Source organism: Methylacidimicrobium sp. AP8, from assembly GCF_903064525.1.
Lineage (GTDB): Bacteria > Verrucomicrobiota > Verrucomicrobiia > Methylacidiphilales > Methylacidiphilaceae > Methylacidimicrobium.
In genome coordinates this window covers 2,165,174-2,180,238 of record NZ_LR797830.1, presented here as the reverse complement: position 1 = coordinate 2,180,238, position 15,065 = coordinate 2,165,174, and the positions used below count along the sequence as shown (strand labels likewise).

At 63.4% G+C, this 15,065-nt stretch carries 18 protein-coding genes; 8 read left to right on the top strand and 10 right to left on the bottom strand.

Features of this window, described 5'->3' with window-relative positions; all coding sequences use genetic code 11:
• Positions 1–63: 63 nt before the first annotated feature.
• Entirely contained in the window at positions 64–741 is a 678-nt protein-coding gene (locus MTHMO_RS10170) for a lipid-binding SYLF domain-containing protein (RefSeq protein WP_202214671.1), read from the bottom strand.
• A 134-nt stretch (positions 742–875) separates the two neighbouring features.
• Between MTHMO_RS10170 and MTHMO_RS10165 the strand changes: the two genes are divergently transcribed.
• Positions 876–2,282: an MBL fold metallo-hydrolase gene (locus tag MTHMO_RS10165; protein ID WP_202214670.1), complete on the top strand. Its 1,407-nt coding sequence runs from the start codon at positions 876–878 to the stop codon at positions 2,280–2,282.
• Here MTHMO_RS10165 and MTHMO_RS10160 read toward each other — a convergent pair.
• From MTHMO_RS10160 to thpR, 6 genes are all read right to left on the bottom strand, one after another.
• Positions 2,207–3,766, bottom strand: coding sequence for a glycosyltransferase family 39 protein (locus MTHMO_RS10160; protein ID WP_202214669.1), 1,560 nt, complete (start codon positions 3,764–3,766; stop codon positions 2,207–2,209). The two genes, MTHMO_RS10165 and MTHMO_RS10160, sit on opposite strands and share 76 nt — an antisense overlap.
• Positions 3,767–3,864: 98 nt before the next feature.
• A complete protein-coding gene (locus tag MTHMO_RS10155; protein ID WP_202214668.1) occupies positions 3,865–4,473 on the bottom strand; it encodes a methyltransferase domain-containing protein in 609 nt (202 codons plus the stop codon).
• The gene (gene purQ, locus MTHMO_RS10150) at positions 4,451–5,182 is read right to left on the bottom strand and encodes a phosphoribosylformylglycinamidine synthase subunit PurQ (RefSeq protein ID WP_202214667.1); all 732 of its coding nucleotides are present in this window, start codon (positions 5,180–5,182) and stop codon (positions 4,451–4,453) included. Before purQ ends, MTHMO_RS10155 begins: the two co-directional genes overlap by 23 nt.
• The gene (gene purS / locus MTHMO_RS10145) at positions 5,179–5,433 is read right to left on the bottom strand and encodes a phosphoribosylformylglycinamidine synthase subunit PurS (protein WP_202214919.1); all 255 of its coding nucleotides are present in this window, start codon (positions 5,431–5,433) and stop codon (positions 5,179–5,181) included. Before purS ends, purQ begins: the two co-directional genes overlap by 4 nt.
• Positions 5,434–5,445: 12 nt before the next feature.
• Positions 5,446–6,753, bottom strand: coding sequence for an adenylosuccinate lyase (gene purB, locus MTHMO_RS10140; RefSeq protein ID WP_202214666.1), 1,308 nt, complete (start codon positions 6,751–6,753; stop codon positions 5,446–5,448).
• Between the two features lie 47 nt (positions 6,754–6,800).
• Positions 6,801–7,364, bottom strand: coding sequence for an RNA 2',3'-cyclic phosphodiesterase (gene thpR, locus MTHMO_RS10135; protein ID WP_202214665.1), 564 nt, complete (start codon positions 7,362–7,364; stop codon positions 6,801–6,803).
• Positions 7,365–7,487: 123 nt separating this feature from the next.
• Between thpR and MTHMO_RS10130 the strand changes: the two genes are divergently transcribed.
• Entirely contained in the window at positions 7,488–7,865 is a 378-nt protein-coding gene (locus MTHMO_RS10130) for an NADH-quinone oxidoreductase subunit A (protein ID WP_202214664.1), read from the top strand.
• Positions 7,866–7,895: 30 nt separating this feature from the next.
• Here MTHMO_RS10130 and MTHMO_RS10125 read toward each other — a convergent pair whose 3' ends face one another.
• Genes MTHMO_RS10125 through MTHMO_RS10115 form a run of 3 tightly spaced genes read right to left on the bottom strand, consistent with a single transcriptional unit; the run spans position 7,896 to position 9,182 of the window.
• Positions 7,896–8,237: a multidrug efflux SMR transporter gene (locus MTHMO_RS10125; RefSeq protein ID WP_370568336.1), complete on the bottom strand. Its 342-nt coding sequence runs from the start codon at positions 8,235–8,237 to the stop codon at positions 7,896–7,898.
• A gap of 13 nt (positions 8,238–8,250) precedes the next feature.
• Complete coding sequence (pyrE, locus tag MTHMO_RS10120) at positions 8,251–8,796, bottom strand: orotate phosphoribosyltransferase (RefSeq protein WP_202214663.1); 546 nt, start codon at positions 8,794–8,796, stop codon at positions 8,251–8,253.
• A gap of 5 nt (positions 8,797–8,801) precedes the next feature.
• On the bottom strand, positions 8,802–9,182 hold the full coding sequence (locus MTHMO_RS10115) for a RidA family protein (RefSeq protein WP_202214662.1): 381 nt from the start codon (positions 9,180–9,182) through the stop codon (positions 8,802–8,804).
• Between the two features lie 111 nt (positions 9,183–9,293).
• Between MTHMO_RS10115 and MTHMO_RS10110 the strand changes: the two genes are divergently transcribed.
• The 6 genes from MTHMO_RS10110 to MTHMO_RS10085 all read left to right on the top strand — a co-directional run bounded on the left by MTHMO_RS10110 (position 9,294) and on the right by MTHMO_RS10085 (position 15,064).
• Positions 9,294–9,926, top strand: a complete 633-nt coding sequence (locus MTHMO_RS10110) for a MarC family protein (protein WP_202214661.1) — start codon at positions 9,294–9,296, stop codon at positions 9,924–9,926.
• Positions 9,927–9,957: 31 nt separating this feature from the next.
• Positions 9,958–11,103, top strand: coding sequence for an anthranilate synthase component I family protein (locus tag MTHMO_RS10105; protein ID WP_202214660.1), 1,146 nt, complete (start codon positions 9,958–9,960; stop codon positions 11,101–11,103).
• Positions 11,100–12,065: an HPr(Ser) kinase/phosphatase gene (gene hprK / locus MTHMO_RS10100; RefSeq protein ID WP_202214659.1), complete on the top strand. Its 966-nt coding sequence runs from the start codon at positions 11,100–11,102 to the stop codon at positions 12,063–12,065. Before MTHMO_RS10105 ends, hprK begins: the two co-directional genes overlap by 4 nt.
• A gap of 8 nt (positions 12,066–12,073) precedes the next feature.
• Positions 12,074–12,397, top strand: coding sequence for an HPr family phosphocarrier protein (locus tag MTHMO_RS10095; protein ID WP_202214658.1), 324 nt, complete (start codon positions 12,074–12,076; stop codon positions 12,395–12,397).
• A gap of 150 nt (positions 12,398–12,547) precedes the next feature.
• Positions 12,548–14,302, top strand: a complete 1,755-nt coding sequence (ptsP, locus tag MTHMO_RS10090) for a phosphoenolpyruvate--protein phosphotransferase (protein WP_202214657.1) — start codon at positions 12,548–12,550, stop codon at positions 14,300–14,302.
• Between the two features lie 15 nt (positions 14,303–14,317).
• The gene (locus MTHMO_RS10085) at positions 14,318–15,064 is read left to right on the top strand and encodes a nucleotidyltransferase family protein (protein WP_237394895.1); all 747 of its coding nucleotides are present in this window, start codon (positions 14,318–14,320) and stop codon (positions 15,062–15,064) included.
• The last annotated feature ends 1 nt before the right edge of the window (position 15,065 follow it).

The following is a 15,065-nucleotide window of genomic DNA, read 5'->3' as shown; positions in this document are numbered from 1 at the left end:
CGGGCTTCCCCCGGCCCCGGAGGAAGCCCGCTAATTCTAATTTCCTGCTTCGGCTTTGCCGCCTTACTTGCGGTGAGGAGCCTCGAGCGCGCGGATAAGCTCCTTGGCGCCCGGCGGAGGCGCGACCTTACGCTCCAAGATTTCCCGGGTGGTCACCTTCCGCCCGTAATACTCCTTGTCGGTGTCTGGATCGGGCTCGAGGGTGCTTTCCTTGAGGGCGAGGCCTGTCCAGAAGCCCTTCTTCCGGGTATAGACATAGACCGGAGCGCCCTTGTAGTGCTTCACCTCCTCTTCCGAAGTCGGACCGGCGGTGACGGCCACATCCGCTCCCAGCTTGAACTTATGCCCCTTGGCAAAGTGCTCGACGGCCTCGGGGGTGTTCAAGATGAAGAGAAGCTGCTCGGTCTCCGCCCCCACTTCGAGGCCGAAGCTCATCCCGCCGCTTTTGATGGCTGCCGGCCCGGACCAGCCGTGGGGAGTCTTGGCCATGACCAAGCCTTTTCCGGAGGAGAAGCCGAAGAGGAAGCCCTCTTCCTTCTTCCGGAGATAGGCGATGCCTTTAGCACGCTCGAGGACGGAATGGGGAATCGTGCCCTTCTTCAACCGCTTGAAGTGCCAGACGTCCCGAGTGGCCCGGTTGACCGTGTCCTGCAGGTCCCATGCGGCCCAACCGGAGGAGGAGAAGGCGAGGAAGCCCAATACGGCGATTACTACGGGTACAAATCGGGTAGGAGGTTTCATTGGATGACGTTGATAGCAAGCGGAAAAAAAAACGCAAGCACCGCCCGGGAAAAAATGCGGATCGCCCGCCGCCCATGGCTTTCGCTTGACACCGTTCCGGATCCGCGCTCTCTTGACTCGGTCGGGCATGTCGGATGCCGGCTTCCGACTCTTCGACCCTACCGTTAGTGAAATTCACCAACTTAACGCGCGCCAACGAGATCGGCGCGAATTGCTATCTTCTCGAGTTCGACGGTGAAGCGCGGGTCATCCTCGACGCGGGAATGCATCCGCGGAAGGAAGGGGAGGAGGCCACGCCCAACTTGGGGCTCCTCGGAGAGCGTCCCGCCGACGCTCTGATCGTGAGCCACGCCCATCACGACCATATCGGGGCGCTCCCGCTTTTCCTCCGCCGCAACGAAAAGATGCCGGTCTACTTGAGCGAGGCGACTTCCCTTCTCGCCGAACCCTTGCTCCACAATTCCGTCGAGGTCATGCTCAAGCAGAGGGCGCAGTTCGGAATCGCGAGCTATCCGCTCTTCACCCACAAGGAGGTGGATCGCTCTGCGAAGTCCTACCGGATCTGCCGCGCGGGCCAGGAATGCTCGATTGCGGAGGATTCCGACTCGAACGGGCGGCCGCTGACCTTCCGTTTCTACCCCGGAGGCCATATCCTCGGGGCCGTCGGCGTGCGTTTCCGCTACGGCGATCGGCGGATTCTTTATAGCGGGGATGTGAGCTTCCAAGAGCAGACGATCATGCCCGCCGCGGATTTTCCCCTGGACGGAATCGACACGCTCATCATCGAGGCGACACGGGGCGCGAAGGAGACGCCGGATCATCAAAGGCGGCCGATGGAGGTCGAGCGCCTGATCTCTGCGATCGAGGCCACCTTCCGGCGGGGAGGGGCGGTTCTCATTCCGGTGTTCGCTCTCGGGAAAACACAGGAGCTGCTGGCGACGATCCATCTGGAGCAGAAGGCGGGCCGGCTTCGCCGCTGCCCCATTACGATCGGGGGCTTGAGCCGGAGCTTTACCCAGATTTACGATCGGTTGGCCAAGCGCTCCTTTCGCCGGCACCCGGGACTCAGCCTCCTGGAGGATGTTGCTCCGTCCGTCCTCGACGGCCGCAGCGTCCGACAGCTCTCGCCGAGGCCGGGGGAGCTTTACCTGATCTCCTCGGGGATGATGACCGAGCGTACCCTTTCGAATATTCTCGCACAGCGCTTCCTTTCCGATGAGCGCCATTCGATCTTTATCGTGGGGTATTGCGATCCGAATTCGCCGGCGGGGCAGCTGCTGCAGACTTCCCGAGGCAACCTTGTGGCTCTCGATTCGGAACAGCCTCCCCAGCCGCTGCTCTGCGAGGTCGAACAATTCGACCTGACTTCCCACGCCATTCGCGAGGATCTTTTAGCCTACATCCTGCGGGTGAACCCCCGGCTCTGCGTGCTCGTCCATGGGGACGCGCCCGCCCTTGCCTGGTTTCAGGAGCGGCTTCGCGAAGAGAGACCCGGCCTGGAAGTGATCGTTCCCCCGCCGGGCGAAACACTCGAATTGTGACCGGCGTCCGTCCGGTTCTCCGACGAGCCGCCCAGGAGCCAGAAGCGGAAGTACTCGATGCGCCGGCCCTTCCATTGCCGCCAAGTTCCGCCGAGGTAGCGGGCGTCCGGAAACTCGCGGAGCAGCTCCGCGGGCACGGTCCCCTCGGTCTCGCTCGAGATGTAGAGGGCGCGCCTCCTCGGAGAAGCGTGATAGCCCGGCCAGAGCGCGAACTGCGTCCCCTGCTTTCGGAAGCTCGGCACGAAGACCTCCTTCCGGTGGGTGTAAAAGGCGATTTCGCTCGCCACGGCATAATCGTTTCCGATCCAGAAATCGGGATGGGTGAGCGATGCCTGCCGTTCGGCCTCCTCGGCGATCTGCGCCCAGCCGCGGGCGCGGAGGAGCGGGTCCTTGGGTCCCAGGAGGCCGGAGCCCAATCCATGGAGAAAAGCGGTCTCGACCAGGGCCAGGATGAGACCGGCTCCCACGAAGATCCGAGCCCAAGAGGAGCGGCGAGCGCGGTCGTCCCAATAGGCCGCCGCCGCGATCAGCGCCGCAGAAACGCCCGTGACGGTCCAGTTGGCCTTAGCGGCCTGATGGAGGCTCAAGATTGCGTAGAAGAGGAAGACAGGAAAAAAGAGCGAAGCCAGAAAGAGGGAGGGCCGGGCGGAGGACCGGTCGCGAAGCCCGGCAACGGCCGCCCAAAGGAGGGCGAGGAATGCGAGGGGCGAAAGCGAGAGCGCCTGCTCGATCCAGAATTTGGCGAATTCCGCCGGTTGGAGGGTGAAGGGTTCGTGCAACCCGCCTCGGTGGAGGAGATGGGCGATCGTGATCCCGCCGTGCGCCCTGTTCCATGCTAGGAAGGGGAGGAGCCCGATGGAGGCGGAGCCGAGAAGGAGCAAGAAACGGGTCGAAAAGAGCCAGGATCGCATTTTGCGGCTATGGAGGAGAAAGAGCGCGAAGGAGAGCGGTTCGAACCAGTTGACGAATTTGGCCGCAAATCCGGCGGCGACCGCCAGCCCCGAAGCCACCCATGGCCATGGAGATGGATTCTCGAGGCCTTCCCAAAACCATGCAGCGGCCAAAAGCCAGAAGAAAACCGACGGCGAATCGATGGTCATCAGCACCGACCCCACCGCAAAAATCGGAAGGAGGGCAGCGAGGGCGGCCGCGACAACCCCGCACCGGGAGGAGAAGAGCCGCTGCCCCAGTCGGTAAAAGAGCCAGCCGGTTCCGACCGAAAGCAAGACGCTGGGAATGCGGACTCCGAGGACGGAGTCTCCGAAGAGCAGGGTGCCCAGGCCGATCATCCAAGCGACCACCGGGCCCTTGGTGGCGTAGGAAAGCGCGGGATGCTGGGCCCAAAGCCAGTAGTGGGCCTCGTCGGGTAGCAGATCCAGGGTAAGGGCATAGAGGAGCCGGAAAATGGCGATGAGCAGGAAGCCGGCGGCCATCGCCCAGTCGAGGCGGGTCAGGGGAAGGAACAGGGGTCGAGAAGAAGGCAAGTCTTCCACGCTACGCGAATGCATGTCCACGTTGGTTCCTGCGCTGCGCGCCTTCCGCTCCCGACAAGCCGTGGCGGACGCCCCGCCAGACGGCCCGATCAATCTTTCCGAGCGAAGAGGCGGAGGATCTCTTCGCCCTCTCTTCCCGGATAGCAGTGGCTGGGAAGCCACTCGGCCTCGAGAAGAAAGCGGCATCCGAAATAGGAGTCGAGCTCCTTGAGCGTGAAAGAATAAGGGGGCGGATCATCCGGGCCCGTCCGGAGGAAGAAGACGCCCAGGAGCTTGCCGCCGGGCCGCAAGGCTCCGTAAGCCGCTCGGACGTAATCTTCCCTGCGCTCCGGGGGGATCGCACAGAAGCAGGTGTGTTCCCATACCAGGTCGAAGCTTCCGGCGAGCCGCTGCGGCAGGGCAAAGAAGTCGCCTTCTTCATACACGGCGCCTTCCGGACCTCCCCGTCTCCGGGCCTCGGCGATGGCGGCCGGCGAGAAATCAATGCCGACCGCCTGCCAGCCGCAGACCGCCAGAAAGCGGACATCATGGCCGACCCCGCAACCGGGAACAAGAACACGGCCGGGCGGGGGCAAGCGCCGCAAGGCGTCTTCCAGGGCGGGCGAGTGCGTTCCGCGATCCCAGGGCGTATCCCCGCGGCGGTACCGGTCGTCCCAATAAGCGGGCTGATCGAGGTTATCCAAGGGCGCTGGCGGCATGGGCGGCCCGAAGCTCCTTCCGGGGCCGCGGAGAGCCGGGAGAGAGAAAGAGCCGGATCCCGTCGGTCGAAGCGAGCAGGGGGTCGCAGGCGCGCTCCGGATGCGGCATGAGCCCGACCACATTTCCTTCTTCGTTGCAAATTCCGGCGATATTCGCGAAGGATCCGTTGGGATTGGATTCCGGCGTGGTTTCCCCGCAGGCATCGCAATAGCGGAAAAGGATCGAGCCGGACCGTTCCAGCCGATCGAGCGTCGCCGAGTCGGCATAGTACCGGCCTTGGCCGTGCGCGATCGGCATCCGGATGACCTCCCCGGTCGTGTAGCTCCGGGTGAAGAGGCAGCAGCTGGTTTCGACGCGCAACCGGACCGGATGGCAATGGAAGAGACCGTCGGCGTTGGTCAACAAAGCACCGGGAAGGAGCCCCGCTTCGCAGAGGATCTGAAAGCCGTTGCAGATGCCGAGGACCGGCAGGCCGCTGCGCGCCGCCCGCCCGACCGCCGCCATGATCGGGGAGAAGGCGGCGAGCGCTCCGGCCCGGAGATAGTCACCATACGAGAAGCCGCCGGGAAGCACGACGGCGTCCACGGCGGGCAGCACGCGCTGGTCATGCCAGATTGTTACCGCCTCGTGGCCGAGGACGCTCCGGAGCACGAATAGGCAGTCACGATCGCAATTCGATCCGGGGAAGACGACCACGCCCCATCTCATGGCAGCCCTTCGAAATGGAGCTCGAACTCTTCGACGACGGGGTTGGATAGGAAATCCCGCGCGACCGCTTCGAGTCGGGACCGTATGGCCGACGGATCCGTATCAGCAGGGAACTCCAACTCGATTTCCTTCCCCACGCGGACGCGCTCCACGGGAGCCAGCCCGAAGTGGCCTAACGCATGGCGAACGGTCTCCCCTTGGGGATCGAAGACGGTGCGCTTTGGCAAAATGGATATCCGGGCTCGAATCATCGCCATCGCAATCTATGGCTCCGGGGCCTCCAAGCCAACTCTTTTGAAGGTATCGGCAATATGGCGGCAATAGCTCTTCCAGTCGCAGGCCTGCTCGATCTCCTGCGAAGTGAGAAGCTGCGCGATCTTGGGCGTGGCCCGCAGGCAGGCGGCGAACGACTCCTTTCCGCGCCAGCAGCGCATCGCGGCTTCCTGGACAAGCTCGTAGGCGTCTTTGCGCGACAACCCCTTCCGGACCAAGGCGAGCAGAATCGCTTCCGACGCGAAGAGCCCTTTGGATCGTGACAGGTTTTCGGCCATCCGCTCGGGATAGACCGATTGATCCGCGACCAGACGGTCCAGCACGACAAGCATATAATCGAGGATGGTGGTGGCGTCGGGGAAGATCACCCGCTCGGCCGAAGAGTGGGAGATGTCGCGCTCATGCCAGAGCGGCACGTTCTCCATGGCGGCCAGAGCGTAGCCGCGCAAGAGGCGCGCAAGGCCGCAAAGCCGTTCGGAAAGGATCGGATTCCGCTTGTGGGGCATCGCGCTGCTTCCTTTTTGCCCCTTCGCGAACGGCTCCTCGACCTCGAGGACCTCCGTCCGCTGCAAATGGCGGAACTCGATGGCCCATCGCTCGACGCTGGCGCCGATCAAGGCGAGGGTTGTGACCAGGGCGGCGTGCCGGTCCCTCTGGATGATCTGGTTAGATGCGGGCGCGGGAGTCAGGCCGAGCTTCCGGCAGACCTCCTCTTCCACGGCGGGGTCGACGTGCGCATAGGTGCCGACCGCGCCGGAGAGCTTTCCGACCGAGATCTGCTCCCGCGCCGCCAGCAGCCGTTCGGCGGCGCGGCCGAACTCATCGTACATCAAGGCCAGCTTGAGGCCGTAGGTGATCGGCTCGGCATGGACGCCGTGCGTCCGGCCGATCATGGGCACGAAAGCATAGCGGCGTGCCTGCTCCCCGATCGTGATCCGGAGGGCGAGCAGGTCCTGGTGAAGGAGATCGCAGGCCGCGCGAAGCTGAAGAGCGAGGGCGGTGTCGAGAATGTCCGAGGACGTGAGGCCATGGTGCAGCCAGCGGCCCGCCGGTCCGGCGTGCGCGGCGATCTCTTCCAGGAAGGCGAGGATCTCGTGTTGGGTCTGCTCTTCCCGTTTCTGGACTTCGGCCAAGGAAAAGCTGACCCGTTCACGAATCCGTGCCGCCTCCGCGGCGGGGACGTGCCCCAGGCGCGCCATCGCCTCGACGGCCAGAAGCTCGATTTCCAACCAGAGCTCGAGGCGGCGCTCCTCGCGCCACAGGGCCCGCATCGGCTCTCGGCTATAACGTGCCAGCATGTCTCTTTCCGTACGGGCTTCTTGTGCAAATTACAAGGGGAGTTCGGCTAGGCCGGCGCAGGCAGAGTCCAGGATGCGAGCCGGCGGTAACGGCTGCCTTCCGGCAGGGTCTCCGAGCGGACAAGCGCCATCTCCCGGACCGACCAGTCGATCGGGCATGCGAGCCGGTGCAACAGAACCGGCTGCCGCCCGCCGCTTCTCCGCGAAGTCGGCAGAATCACGCGGCGCGCCAAGGTGATGTGCGGAAAGAACGGCGGTCCTTCCCGGCGTGGGACTCCGGCGGCGGGAAGCCCTTTCCGGAGGGATTCGACCAGATGTTCCAGAGCCGCCGAACGCTCGCTCGGAGCTAGCCAGAGGAGGCCTTCCCGACCGGCAGGCTGCAAGAGCAGCCGGTCGAGATGGAGACAAATCCTGGGGAGCGCGCAAGGGGTAACCAGAGAAATAAGAGAGTCGATCCGCTCCTCATCCACCGAAGGGAGGAAGAGAAGAGTCAGATGGAGGTTCTCCTGGGCGGTCCACCGGCAGGAGACGGTCCGTTCGAAACCTTGCGCGGCCTCCCGGAAGCGCACCTGCTCTCGTGGGGACGGCCAGAGTGCGAAAAAAAGCCGCATGCCCGTGCGCCGCTTCCTCTTCGTTCTTGTCCGTTTTTCCCAAGAGGCCACCCGTTGGAAAAGAGGAAAAACGTGCTTTCCCCGTGAGAGGGTTCTTCGTAGGGTGTCCGATTGGAGGGTAGCATGAATCTTGAGTATGTCCCAATCTTGTTCCAGACGGTGATCGCAGTCGTGGTCGCCGTCTCCATGCTGGGAGGAGCGATCCTGCTCGGCCAGCGGGGACGCCGGACCCCGGCCAAGGACATTCCCTACGAATGCGGGAAGGATCCGATGGGCCCGACGAATCCCCGTTTCACCGTCAAGTTTTACATGGTGGCGATGCTCTTTATCCTCTTCGACATCGAGACCGTCTTCTTTTTCGCCTGGGCAGTCGTCTATCGCCAGGAGCTCGCGTACGGGCCCCGGATTCTTTTCGCCATGCTTTTCTTCCTGGCCGTGCTCGGGGTAGGCCTCGTCTACGAGCTGCGGAAAAAGGCGCTCGACTGGACTAGGCACGGGTAGCCTGCCGCTTCGGCCGGTTCGTGCGGGCGCTCAACTACGGACGGCCTGGAGAGCGGTGACGCCGAGGATGATGCAGGCAATGCCGAAGAGCTTCTGCCAATGGAAGCTCTCTCCCAGCAAGAAAACGCCGATTACCGCGGTCAGCGCGGTCCCCGCTCCCGCCCACACCGCGTAGGCGACCCCCATTTCGAGGCTCTTCATGGCGTGCGCCATCAAGACAAAGGCAGCGCCGGAGAAGACAAGCACCAAAGCGGCGGGAAGGGCGCGGGTGAATCCCTGCGAGATCTTCAGGCAGATGGTCCCCGTCACCTCGAGGAGAATGGCGCCTGCCAAAAGCCACCAGCCGGGTGCCTGCATAAGAACTTCCTTCACAAGAAAATCTCCGCTATGGGCGAACTGCGGGAATGTCTCGGAGATCCTCGGGCAGCCGATCCGGCGGGAAGACCTCGATCGGCAGCCGGAGGAGCGAAATCAAGGGGACGCCGAAATCGATCGGTTTCGGGCTCCGGTCGACCAGGCAGGCGATTCCGACGATCCGCCCGCCCGCGCTCCGGGCGGCGGCCATGACCTCCCGGATCGCTCCTCCTGTGGTCACCACATCTTCGGCGATGAGGAGCCCTTCGCCTCGGGCGACCGTAAATCGTTTCAGGAAGAGCCGATCCCCTTCCTTTTCCGTATAGATGTGGCGGCGGTCAAGCTGACGGGCTAGCTCCTGCCCGACGGGGATACCCCCCAGCGCCGTGGAGATCACGGTGGGAAAAGGGAGGTCCCGGACGCGGTCGGCAAGCGATCCGCAGACTTCCGAAGCCAGCCGGGCGTGCTGCAGGAGGAGCGCACACTGGAGGAATTGCCGGCTGTGCAAGCCGGAGCGGAGGACGAAGTGGCCTTCCAGGAGCGCGCCGGTGGCGCGCAGCTGCTCGAGCAGGTCCATGGCAGTTAGCGGTGCGCGATCGCTTCGATTTCGATCCGGCTGCCCTGCGGAAGGCGGCTGACCTCGACGACCGTGCGGGCGGGCCGTGGGGCCGGAAAGCGTTGCGCATAGATCCCGTTCATGGCGGCGAAGTCGTCGAGATCGGTCAAGAAGACCGAGACCTTGACGACATCCGCCAGGCCCAATCCCTCCTCCGCGAGCACGGCCTCCAAGTTGCGGATCGCCTGCTCGGTCTGCCGTTCGATCGTTTCGGGCAGCGGCCCGCCGTCCGGAGGCAGCGGAAGTTGGCCGGAGACGAAGCAGAGCTCTCCGATGGTGATTCCCGGCGAATAGGGGCCGATCGCAGCGGGGAGCCGGCGGGGGACGACGGCTTTCTTAGGCGGCATTCCACCTATTGATGCCCAGGGCTCCGTCTTTGACAAGTCATTGATTTGCGCCTTGCGCGGCGTGGCGGCGACAGCGAAAGTGAGAGCCGGCAGGAGAAATTGATGGCGGGGATGATCGCGCAGAAAATCGGGCAAGATTCCTTGATCTTCTTTGCCACGATCAACCCTGTGGGAGTCTTGGGCTTTTTTTTTCATCTCACCGCGGGCCTTTCCGATGCCGAAAGGAGGACGATAGCCCGGCGGGCGGTTCTCTATGCCGCGCTGGTCTTGGGCAGCTCGGTCTTTCTTGGCCAGGTACTGCTCGAGGCGATGCACGTGCGCATCGCCTCCTTTCAGGTAGCGGGCGGATCGATCCTTTTTTTGTTTGCCCTGCAGATGATCTTCGGGCACCAGCAAGAGGCGAAGGCGGCTAGAGGGGAGGATCCGGCGATTTTCCCCTTGGCGATGCCGCTGATCGCAAGCCCCGAGGCCATCCTGGCGGCCGTCCTGCTGACCGACAACAATGTGTATCCGATCCACGTCCAGATGATCGATATGGGCCTATTGCTCGGCATCTTGTTGTTCACCTATCTTATCCTAGTCGGCAGTTCCCGGATTGCCCGGCTGCTCGGAAAAGGGGGCATGGCTCTGCTCATCCAAGCAACAGGTCTGATCCTCGCCTCTCTTGCCGTGGAGATCGTGGCGCAGGGGCTGGCCACTCTCCAGGCGGCAAACGGAGCCGCGGCCGTCCATACCCGTTGGTAAGCCTTGCCTCTGGCACTGGCAGCCGCGAGCCATGAGCACGGAGACCGAGTATAGCTTCGTTCCCCTTTGGGGACGAGGCGGATATCTCCTCGCGGAGGAGCCGATCGAAATCGTTCGGGGCACGCGCGAAGAGTGGGAGCGGCTGCGCGCGGCCTATCTGGCACATGCGGGCAGCGATCCGACCGCCAGCGCCGGCGGGCTGATGGGCTCGGTCTCTTTCGCTGGCGACTTTCGGTTCGGCATCTACCGGAGGTGGCGGCGGAGTCCTGCTCCCTGGCAGGAGCAGTCCTGGCTGCGGAGGCGTCCCAAGAGACCGCCCCCCCCTCGCCGGCTTCCGCCCGCCTTCTCGCGAACCGGGCGGGAGCGCTTCGTGGCCATGGTCCGGCAGGCGCAGGAGTATATCCGGTCGGGAGACATCTACGTGGTCAACCTCGCCCGCCGGCTCCGATGGGAGCTTTCCGCCGATCCTTTCCGCCTCTGGGAGTGCTTGCTCGCGCAGGATCGTCCTGCGGGCCGGGGCTTTCTCAAGACCGAAAGCGGGTGGCTGCTCGCCGCTTCTCCGGAGCTTTTCCTCCGGATCCGGGGCAGGCGCATCGAAACACGGCCGATCAAGGGAACGCTGGCCCGTCCCGCGGGGGCCCAAGCCGGTTCTCCGGTCGCCCTGCGGGAAAACCCCAAGGAGCGGGCCGAGCTTTTGATGGTGACCGATGTCGAGAGAAACGATCTTGGGCGGATCTGCCGTTTCGGGACGGTGCGCGTCGCGCGGTTTGCGGCAATAGCGCGCCACGCCCGTCTTTGGCACCTGTATTCTTCGGTGCACGGGCTGCTGCGGCCCGAAGTCGATCCGGTCACCGCGCTCTTTGCTTGCCTGCCCGGCGGATCGATCACCGGCGCTCCCAAGCGGCGCGCCGCCGAGATCCTCTCGCAGCTCGAGCCGGAACCGCGCGGACTTTACACGGGCATTTTCGGATACATCGCTTTTACCGGAGAGGCGGCCTTCACCATGACGATCCGCTCGTTGGAAGTGAGCTCCGAAAGCGTTTCTCTTGCGGTCGGCAGCGGGATTACGATTGATTCGAACCCGGAAGCGGAATACGAGGAGACCTGCCTGAAAGCAAAAGCCGGGGAGGAAGCGCTTCGCTTGTACGTGACGGGAGGGACGGCGGTACGGGGATGACGCGGACCAGAAATACGACCGGCTCGGTACCGAGAGTTACGGCCGGAGAGTTTTTTGAGCAGCACGGTGCGGCGCTGCAAGGAAAGCTTGTCGCCGGCCGGTCGGGCTTGGGGCGGATGATCCTGGAAGGATCCGTAAACCGACCGGGACTCCAGCTTGCAGGGTATTTGAAGAATTTCGCTTGGCAGAGAGTGCAGATCATCGGCGCCGGGGAGACTTCCTACCTCCGGAGCCTGGATGCCGAGGAAGCCCGCGCGAGGGTTCGGGCCATTTTCCTGCGCAAGATTCCCTGCCTGATCGTCTCCCGCGGGATTGTCCCGCCCGATTTTCTCATCGAGGAAGCCGAGCAGACCGGCACGCCGCTCTTCCTTTCGCGCTTGCACACCATGCGGCTGATCAACACGGTGACGATCTGTCTGGAAATGGATTTCGCTCCTCGGGTCAACGAGCAGGGGAGCATGGTCGATATCCAGGGAATCGGCGTGCTGCTCAAGGGTGCGAGCGGGGTCGGGAAGAGCGAGTGCGTCCTCTCCCTTTTGGCTCGGGGCTACTCCTTGGTCGCGGACGATATCACGACCATCTTTTGCTTGGAAGGGAGGGAGCTGGTGGCGCGCGCGCCCGACATCAGCCGCTTTTACATGGAGGTTCGGGGGATCGGCATCGTCGACGTCACCAGCTTGTTCGGCTTGCGCGCGATTCGCATCGAAAAACGGGTCGACTTAGTAGTCACCTTGCGCGAATGGGAGCGGGACGAGGAGATCGAGCGGGTCGGGCTCGATCAGGACGAGTACGAGATCTTGAATATCCGGGTTCCTCATGTTACTATTCCGGTTCGTCCGGGCAGAGATTTGGCTACCTTGGTCGAGGTGGCGGCCGTCGATCAAAAGCTTCGAGCGATGGGGCATAATGCCGCGCAGGAATTCAACCAGAAGCTGACGAAACTCACCAAGAGAAGGCAATAGCGAGCGCCATGGAGAAATCGGTTGCCGACAACGCAAGCGGAGAAAAGCAAGCGGGAGTGGAGGAAGCCGAGGCGGAGGTCGTGATCTGCAACAAGCTTGGACTTCACGCTCGTCCTGCGGCCATGTTCGTCAAGGTCGCCAACCGCTTCGTTTCGAACGTCCAGGTCGAAAAGGAAGGGGAGGCGGTCAACGGCAAGAGCATCATGGGGATCATGATCCTCGCCGCCAATCAAGGGTCCCGCTTAAAGATTTCCGCCAAGGGGCCCGATGCTGCCGCTGCGGTAGCGGCGTTGTGCAATCTGGTGCAGAGAAATTTTGATCAAGACACTTAGCCCACCGGTTTCTCCATCGCAACAAGCCGCGTTTCTTCCCTACGCCTGCTGCGGATGAACGTTTCCTGCCAGGGATGGTCGCATCCCTGTCGGGGCTGGCGGCGGCAGAACGCTGCTCAGAGTATAGGATAGGCAGGCCGGGTTCCCTTCATGAGCGGTAAAGCCGAAGAATGTTTTGCGGGGGTATCGGCCGCACCGGGAGTGGGAATCGGACCCGCGTTCGCGATCCGCGGAGATTTTGCCGCCGTCCGCCGGCGACCCGTCGCTGCGGAGCAGATACCGAAGGAACTCGAGAGGCTCGAGCTTGCGTTGCTGAAAACCCGGCAGGAGCTCTTGCAGGCCAAGGAAGAACTCGTCCGCTCCTGGTCGCAGGCGAGCGACTCGCTTTTTGAAGCGCATCTGCTGGCCGTGGATGATCCTACGATCCTCGATGCGGTCAAAAGGCGGCTCGAATCGGAGAAGATCTGTGTCGAGGCCGTTTATCAGGACGTGATTCGTTCGTTCGTCGACCAAATGGAGCGCATCGATGACGTCTACCTGCGGGAGAGGGCCCTCGACGTCCGCGACGTGGGCAAGCGGGTGCTCCGGAACCTGCGGGAGGGTGCGGCGGGGGGTTTGGGGATCGACAAGCGCTGCGTCGTCGTTGCCGACCTGCTGCTCCTCTCCGATCTTATTTCCCTCGATCGCCGCCTGCTCCTGGGCATCGTGACCGAAGAGGGCAGTCAGACCTGCCATGCGGCGATATTGGCTCAATCCCTGAACATCCCCGCCGTCGTGGGAGCCCACGGCATTCTCGATCGGTTGGATGAGGAAACGGAGGTCCTGGTCGACGGCTTTGCGGGGATCGCCGTCCTCCATCCGACCGAAGAGAGGAAGGCCCGTGCGCGAGCCGAGCATGCGCGCTTCCTCACCCAGACGCAGGCGGCGCGGGCAAGGCGAGGACCGGCAGTCACGCGCGACGGGCAAAGAATGCAGGTTTCGGCGAACGTGGAGCTTCCGGAAGATCTGCCCCTCATCCGCGAGAACGACGCCGACGGGATCGGGCTCTATCGAACCGAGTTCCTCTTCCTCCGCTCCGACCGCGGGCCGTCCGAGGAAGAGCAGCTGGCCGTCTATCGAGAGGCGGCCGAATCGGCGAAGCCCAACCGGCTCGTGATCCGCACCCTCGATGTGGGCGGAGACAAGCTCCTCCCATGGCTCGCCGGCCGGTCGCTGGAAAGAAATCCGTTTCTCGGGTTCCGCGGAATCCGTCTTTCTCTGGAAAGACAGGAGATCTTTCGCACCCAGCTGCGGGCGATCCTTCGGGCATCGGACCAAGGGAATGTTTCGCTCATGTTCCCCATGGTGACCGACGTGGAAGAATTCCGCCGGGCGCGCGCCTTGTTGCAGGAGGTCCGCCAAGAGCTCGCGGCCGAAGGGCACCGACTCGGGAATGTGCCTTGCGGAGCCATGATCGAAACACCGGCAGCCGCTCTTATGGCCGATCTGTTTGCGGAGGAGGCCGATTTTTTGAGCATCGGAACCAATGATCTGGAGCAGTACACGCTGGCCGTCGATCGGCTCAACGATCGGGTCGCCTCCCTCTACCCGTCACCGCATACGGCGGTGCTGCGCCTGATTCGGGACGTAGTCGCCCAAGGGCGCAAGCACGGTCGGCCGGTTAGCATCTGCGGGGAGATGGCCAGCAATCCGGTGCTGCTGCCTTTTTTTGTTGCGCTTGGCGTGGAAGAGCTAAGTATGGGCTCGGTTCTCATTCCTCGGATAAAGACCGCCGTTCGCTCCCTCTGCGCCGCGGAGGCGCGCGAGGGGGTGGCCGTAGCGCTCCTGAGGAAGGAAACCCCAGAGGTCTTGAAGGAATTGAACCGGCTGGCCGAGCGCTTTTATCCCGAGCTGCTCGTCCACTAGACTGTGGGGGCTACGATGCGCGTGCTGATTCTGGCGGCAGGGTATGCGACGCGTCTTTACCCGCTAACCTTGCACCAGCCCAAACCGTTGCTGCGCATCGCGGGGCGGCCGATCCTCGAACACATTCTCGATCGGGTCCGGGCGCTGGAGGGGCCTCCCGAGTGCCTGATCGTCACCAACCACCGTTTCGCCGAAACCTTCCGAGCGTGGGCGGAGCAGTACCGGGCGAGCCGCCCCGGGCTCGCTCTCAAGATCGTGGACGACGGGTCCGTCTCGGAAGCGGACCGTCTGGGCGCCATCGGGGATCTCGCCTTCGTGGTCGAGACCGAGAGGATTTCCGAAGACCTTCTAGTGATCGCCGGAGATAATCTCTTCGATGCCCCGCTCGGTCCGTTCGTCGCCTACGGCCGGAAGCTCGGCAAACCCGTCGTCGGCGTTTATGATGTAGGCGATTTGGAGGCGATCCGCCGATACAACAACATCCGGCTCGACGCGGAAGGGCGCATCATCTTCTTCGAGGAGAAGCCGCAGAAGCCCGAAGGCACCCTCACGGCGATCGCCCTCTACTATTTCCCCGGGGACACCTGGGATTGGCTCCGTCGCTACCTCGCGGACGGAGAAAGTCGGGATCAGCCGGGCCGATTCATCGAATGGCTCTGTCGACGCGAGTGCGTCTTTTCCTGGCGGCTGGCGGGGAAATGGTTCGATATTGGTGACTTCCGGATGCTGGAAAAGGCCGATCGCAGCTTTGCGGAGGGCTGAA

Bases quoted from the DNA above. Each gene is read 5' to 3' on its own strand.
- MTHMO_RS10165 (WP_202214670.1), top strand. From the start codon at position 876: ATGCCGGCTTCCGACTCTTCGACCCTACCGTTAGTGAAATTCACCAAC.
- ptsP (WP_202214657.1), top strand. From the start codon at position 12,548: ATGAGCGGTAAAGCCGAAGAATGTTTTGCGGGGGTATCGGCCGCACCG.
- purS (WP_202214919.1), bottom strand. From the start codon at position 5,433: ATGATTCGAGCCCGGATATCCATTTTGCCAAAGCGCACCGTCTTCGAT.
- purB (WP_202214666.1), bottom strand. From the start codon at position 6,753: ATGCTGGCACGTTATAGCCGAGAGCCGATGCGGGCCCTGTGGCGCGAG.
- purQ (WP_202214667.1), bottom strand. From the start codon at position 5,182: ATGAGATGGGGCGTGGTCGTCTTCCCCGGATCGAATTGCGATCGTGAC.
- MTHMO_RS10095 (WP_202214658.1), top strand. From the start codon at position 12,074: ATGGAGAAATCGGTTGCCGACAACGCAAGCGGAGAAAAGCAAGCGGGA.
- MTHMO_RS10130 (WP_202214664.1), top strand. From the start codon at position 7,488: ATGAATCTTGAGTATGTCCCAATCTTGTTCCAGACGGTGATCGCAGTC.
- MTHMO_RS10085 (WP_237394895.1), top strand. From the start codon at position 14,318: ATGCGCGTGCTGATTCTGGCGGCAGGGTATGCGACGCGTCTTTACCCG.
- MTHMO_RS10155 (WP_202214668.1), bottom strand. From the start codon at position 4,473: ATGCCGCCAGCGCCCTTGGATAACCTCGATCAGCCCGCTTATTGGGAC.
- MTHMO_RS10170 (WP_202214671.1), bottom strand. From the start codon at position 741: ATGAAACCTCCTACCCGATTTGTACCCGTAGTAATCGCCGTATTGGGC.
- pyrE (WP_202214663.1), bottom strand. From the start codon at position 8,796: ATGGACCTGCTCGAGCAGCTGCGCGCCACCGGCGCGCTCCTGGAAGGC.
- hprK (WP_202214659.1), top strand. From the start codon at position 11,100: ATGACGCGGACCAGAAATACGACCGGCTCGGTACCGAGAGTTACGGCC.
- MTHMO_RS10115 (WP_202214662.1), bottom strand. From the start codon at position 9,182: ATGCCGCCTAAGAAAGCCGTCGTCCCCCGCCGGCTCCCCGCTGCGATC.
- MTHMO_RS10105 (WP_202214660.1), top strand. From the start codon at position 9,958: ATGAGCACGGAGACCGAGTATAGCTTCGTTCCCCTTTGGGGACGAGGC.
- thpR (WP_202214665.1), bottom strand. From the start codon at position 7,364: ATGCGGCTTTTTTTCGCACTCTGGCCGTCCCCACGAGAGCAGGTGCGC.
- MTHMO_RS10110 (WP_202214661.1), top strand. From the start codon at position 9,294: ATGATCGCGCAGAAAATCGGGCAAGATTCCTTGATCTTCTTTGCCACG.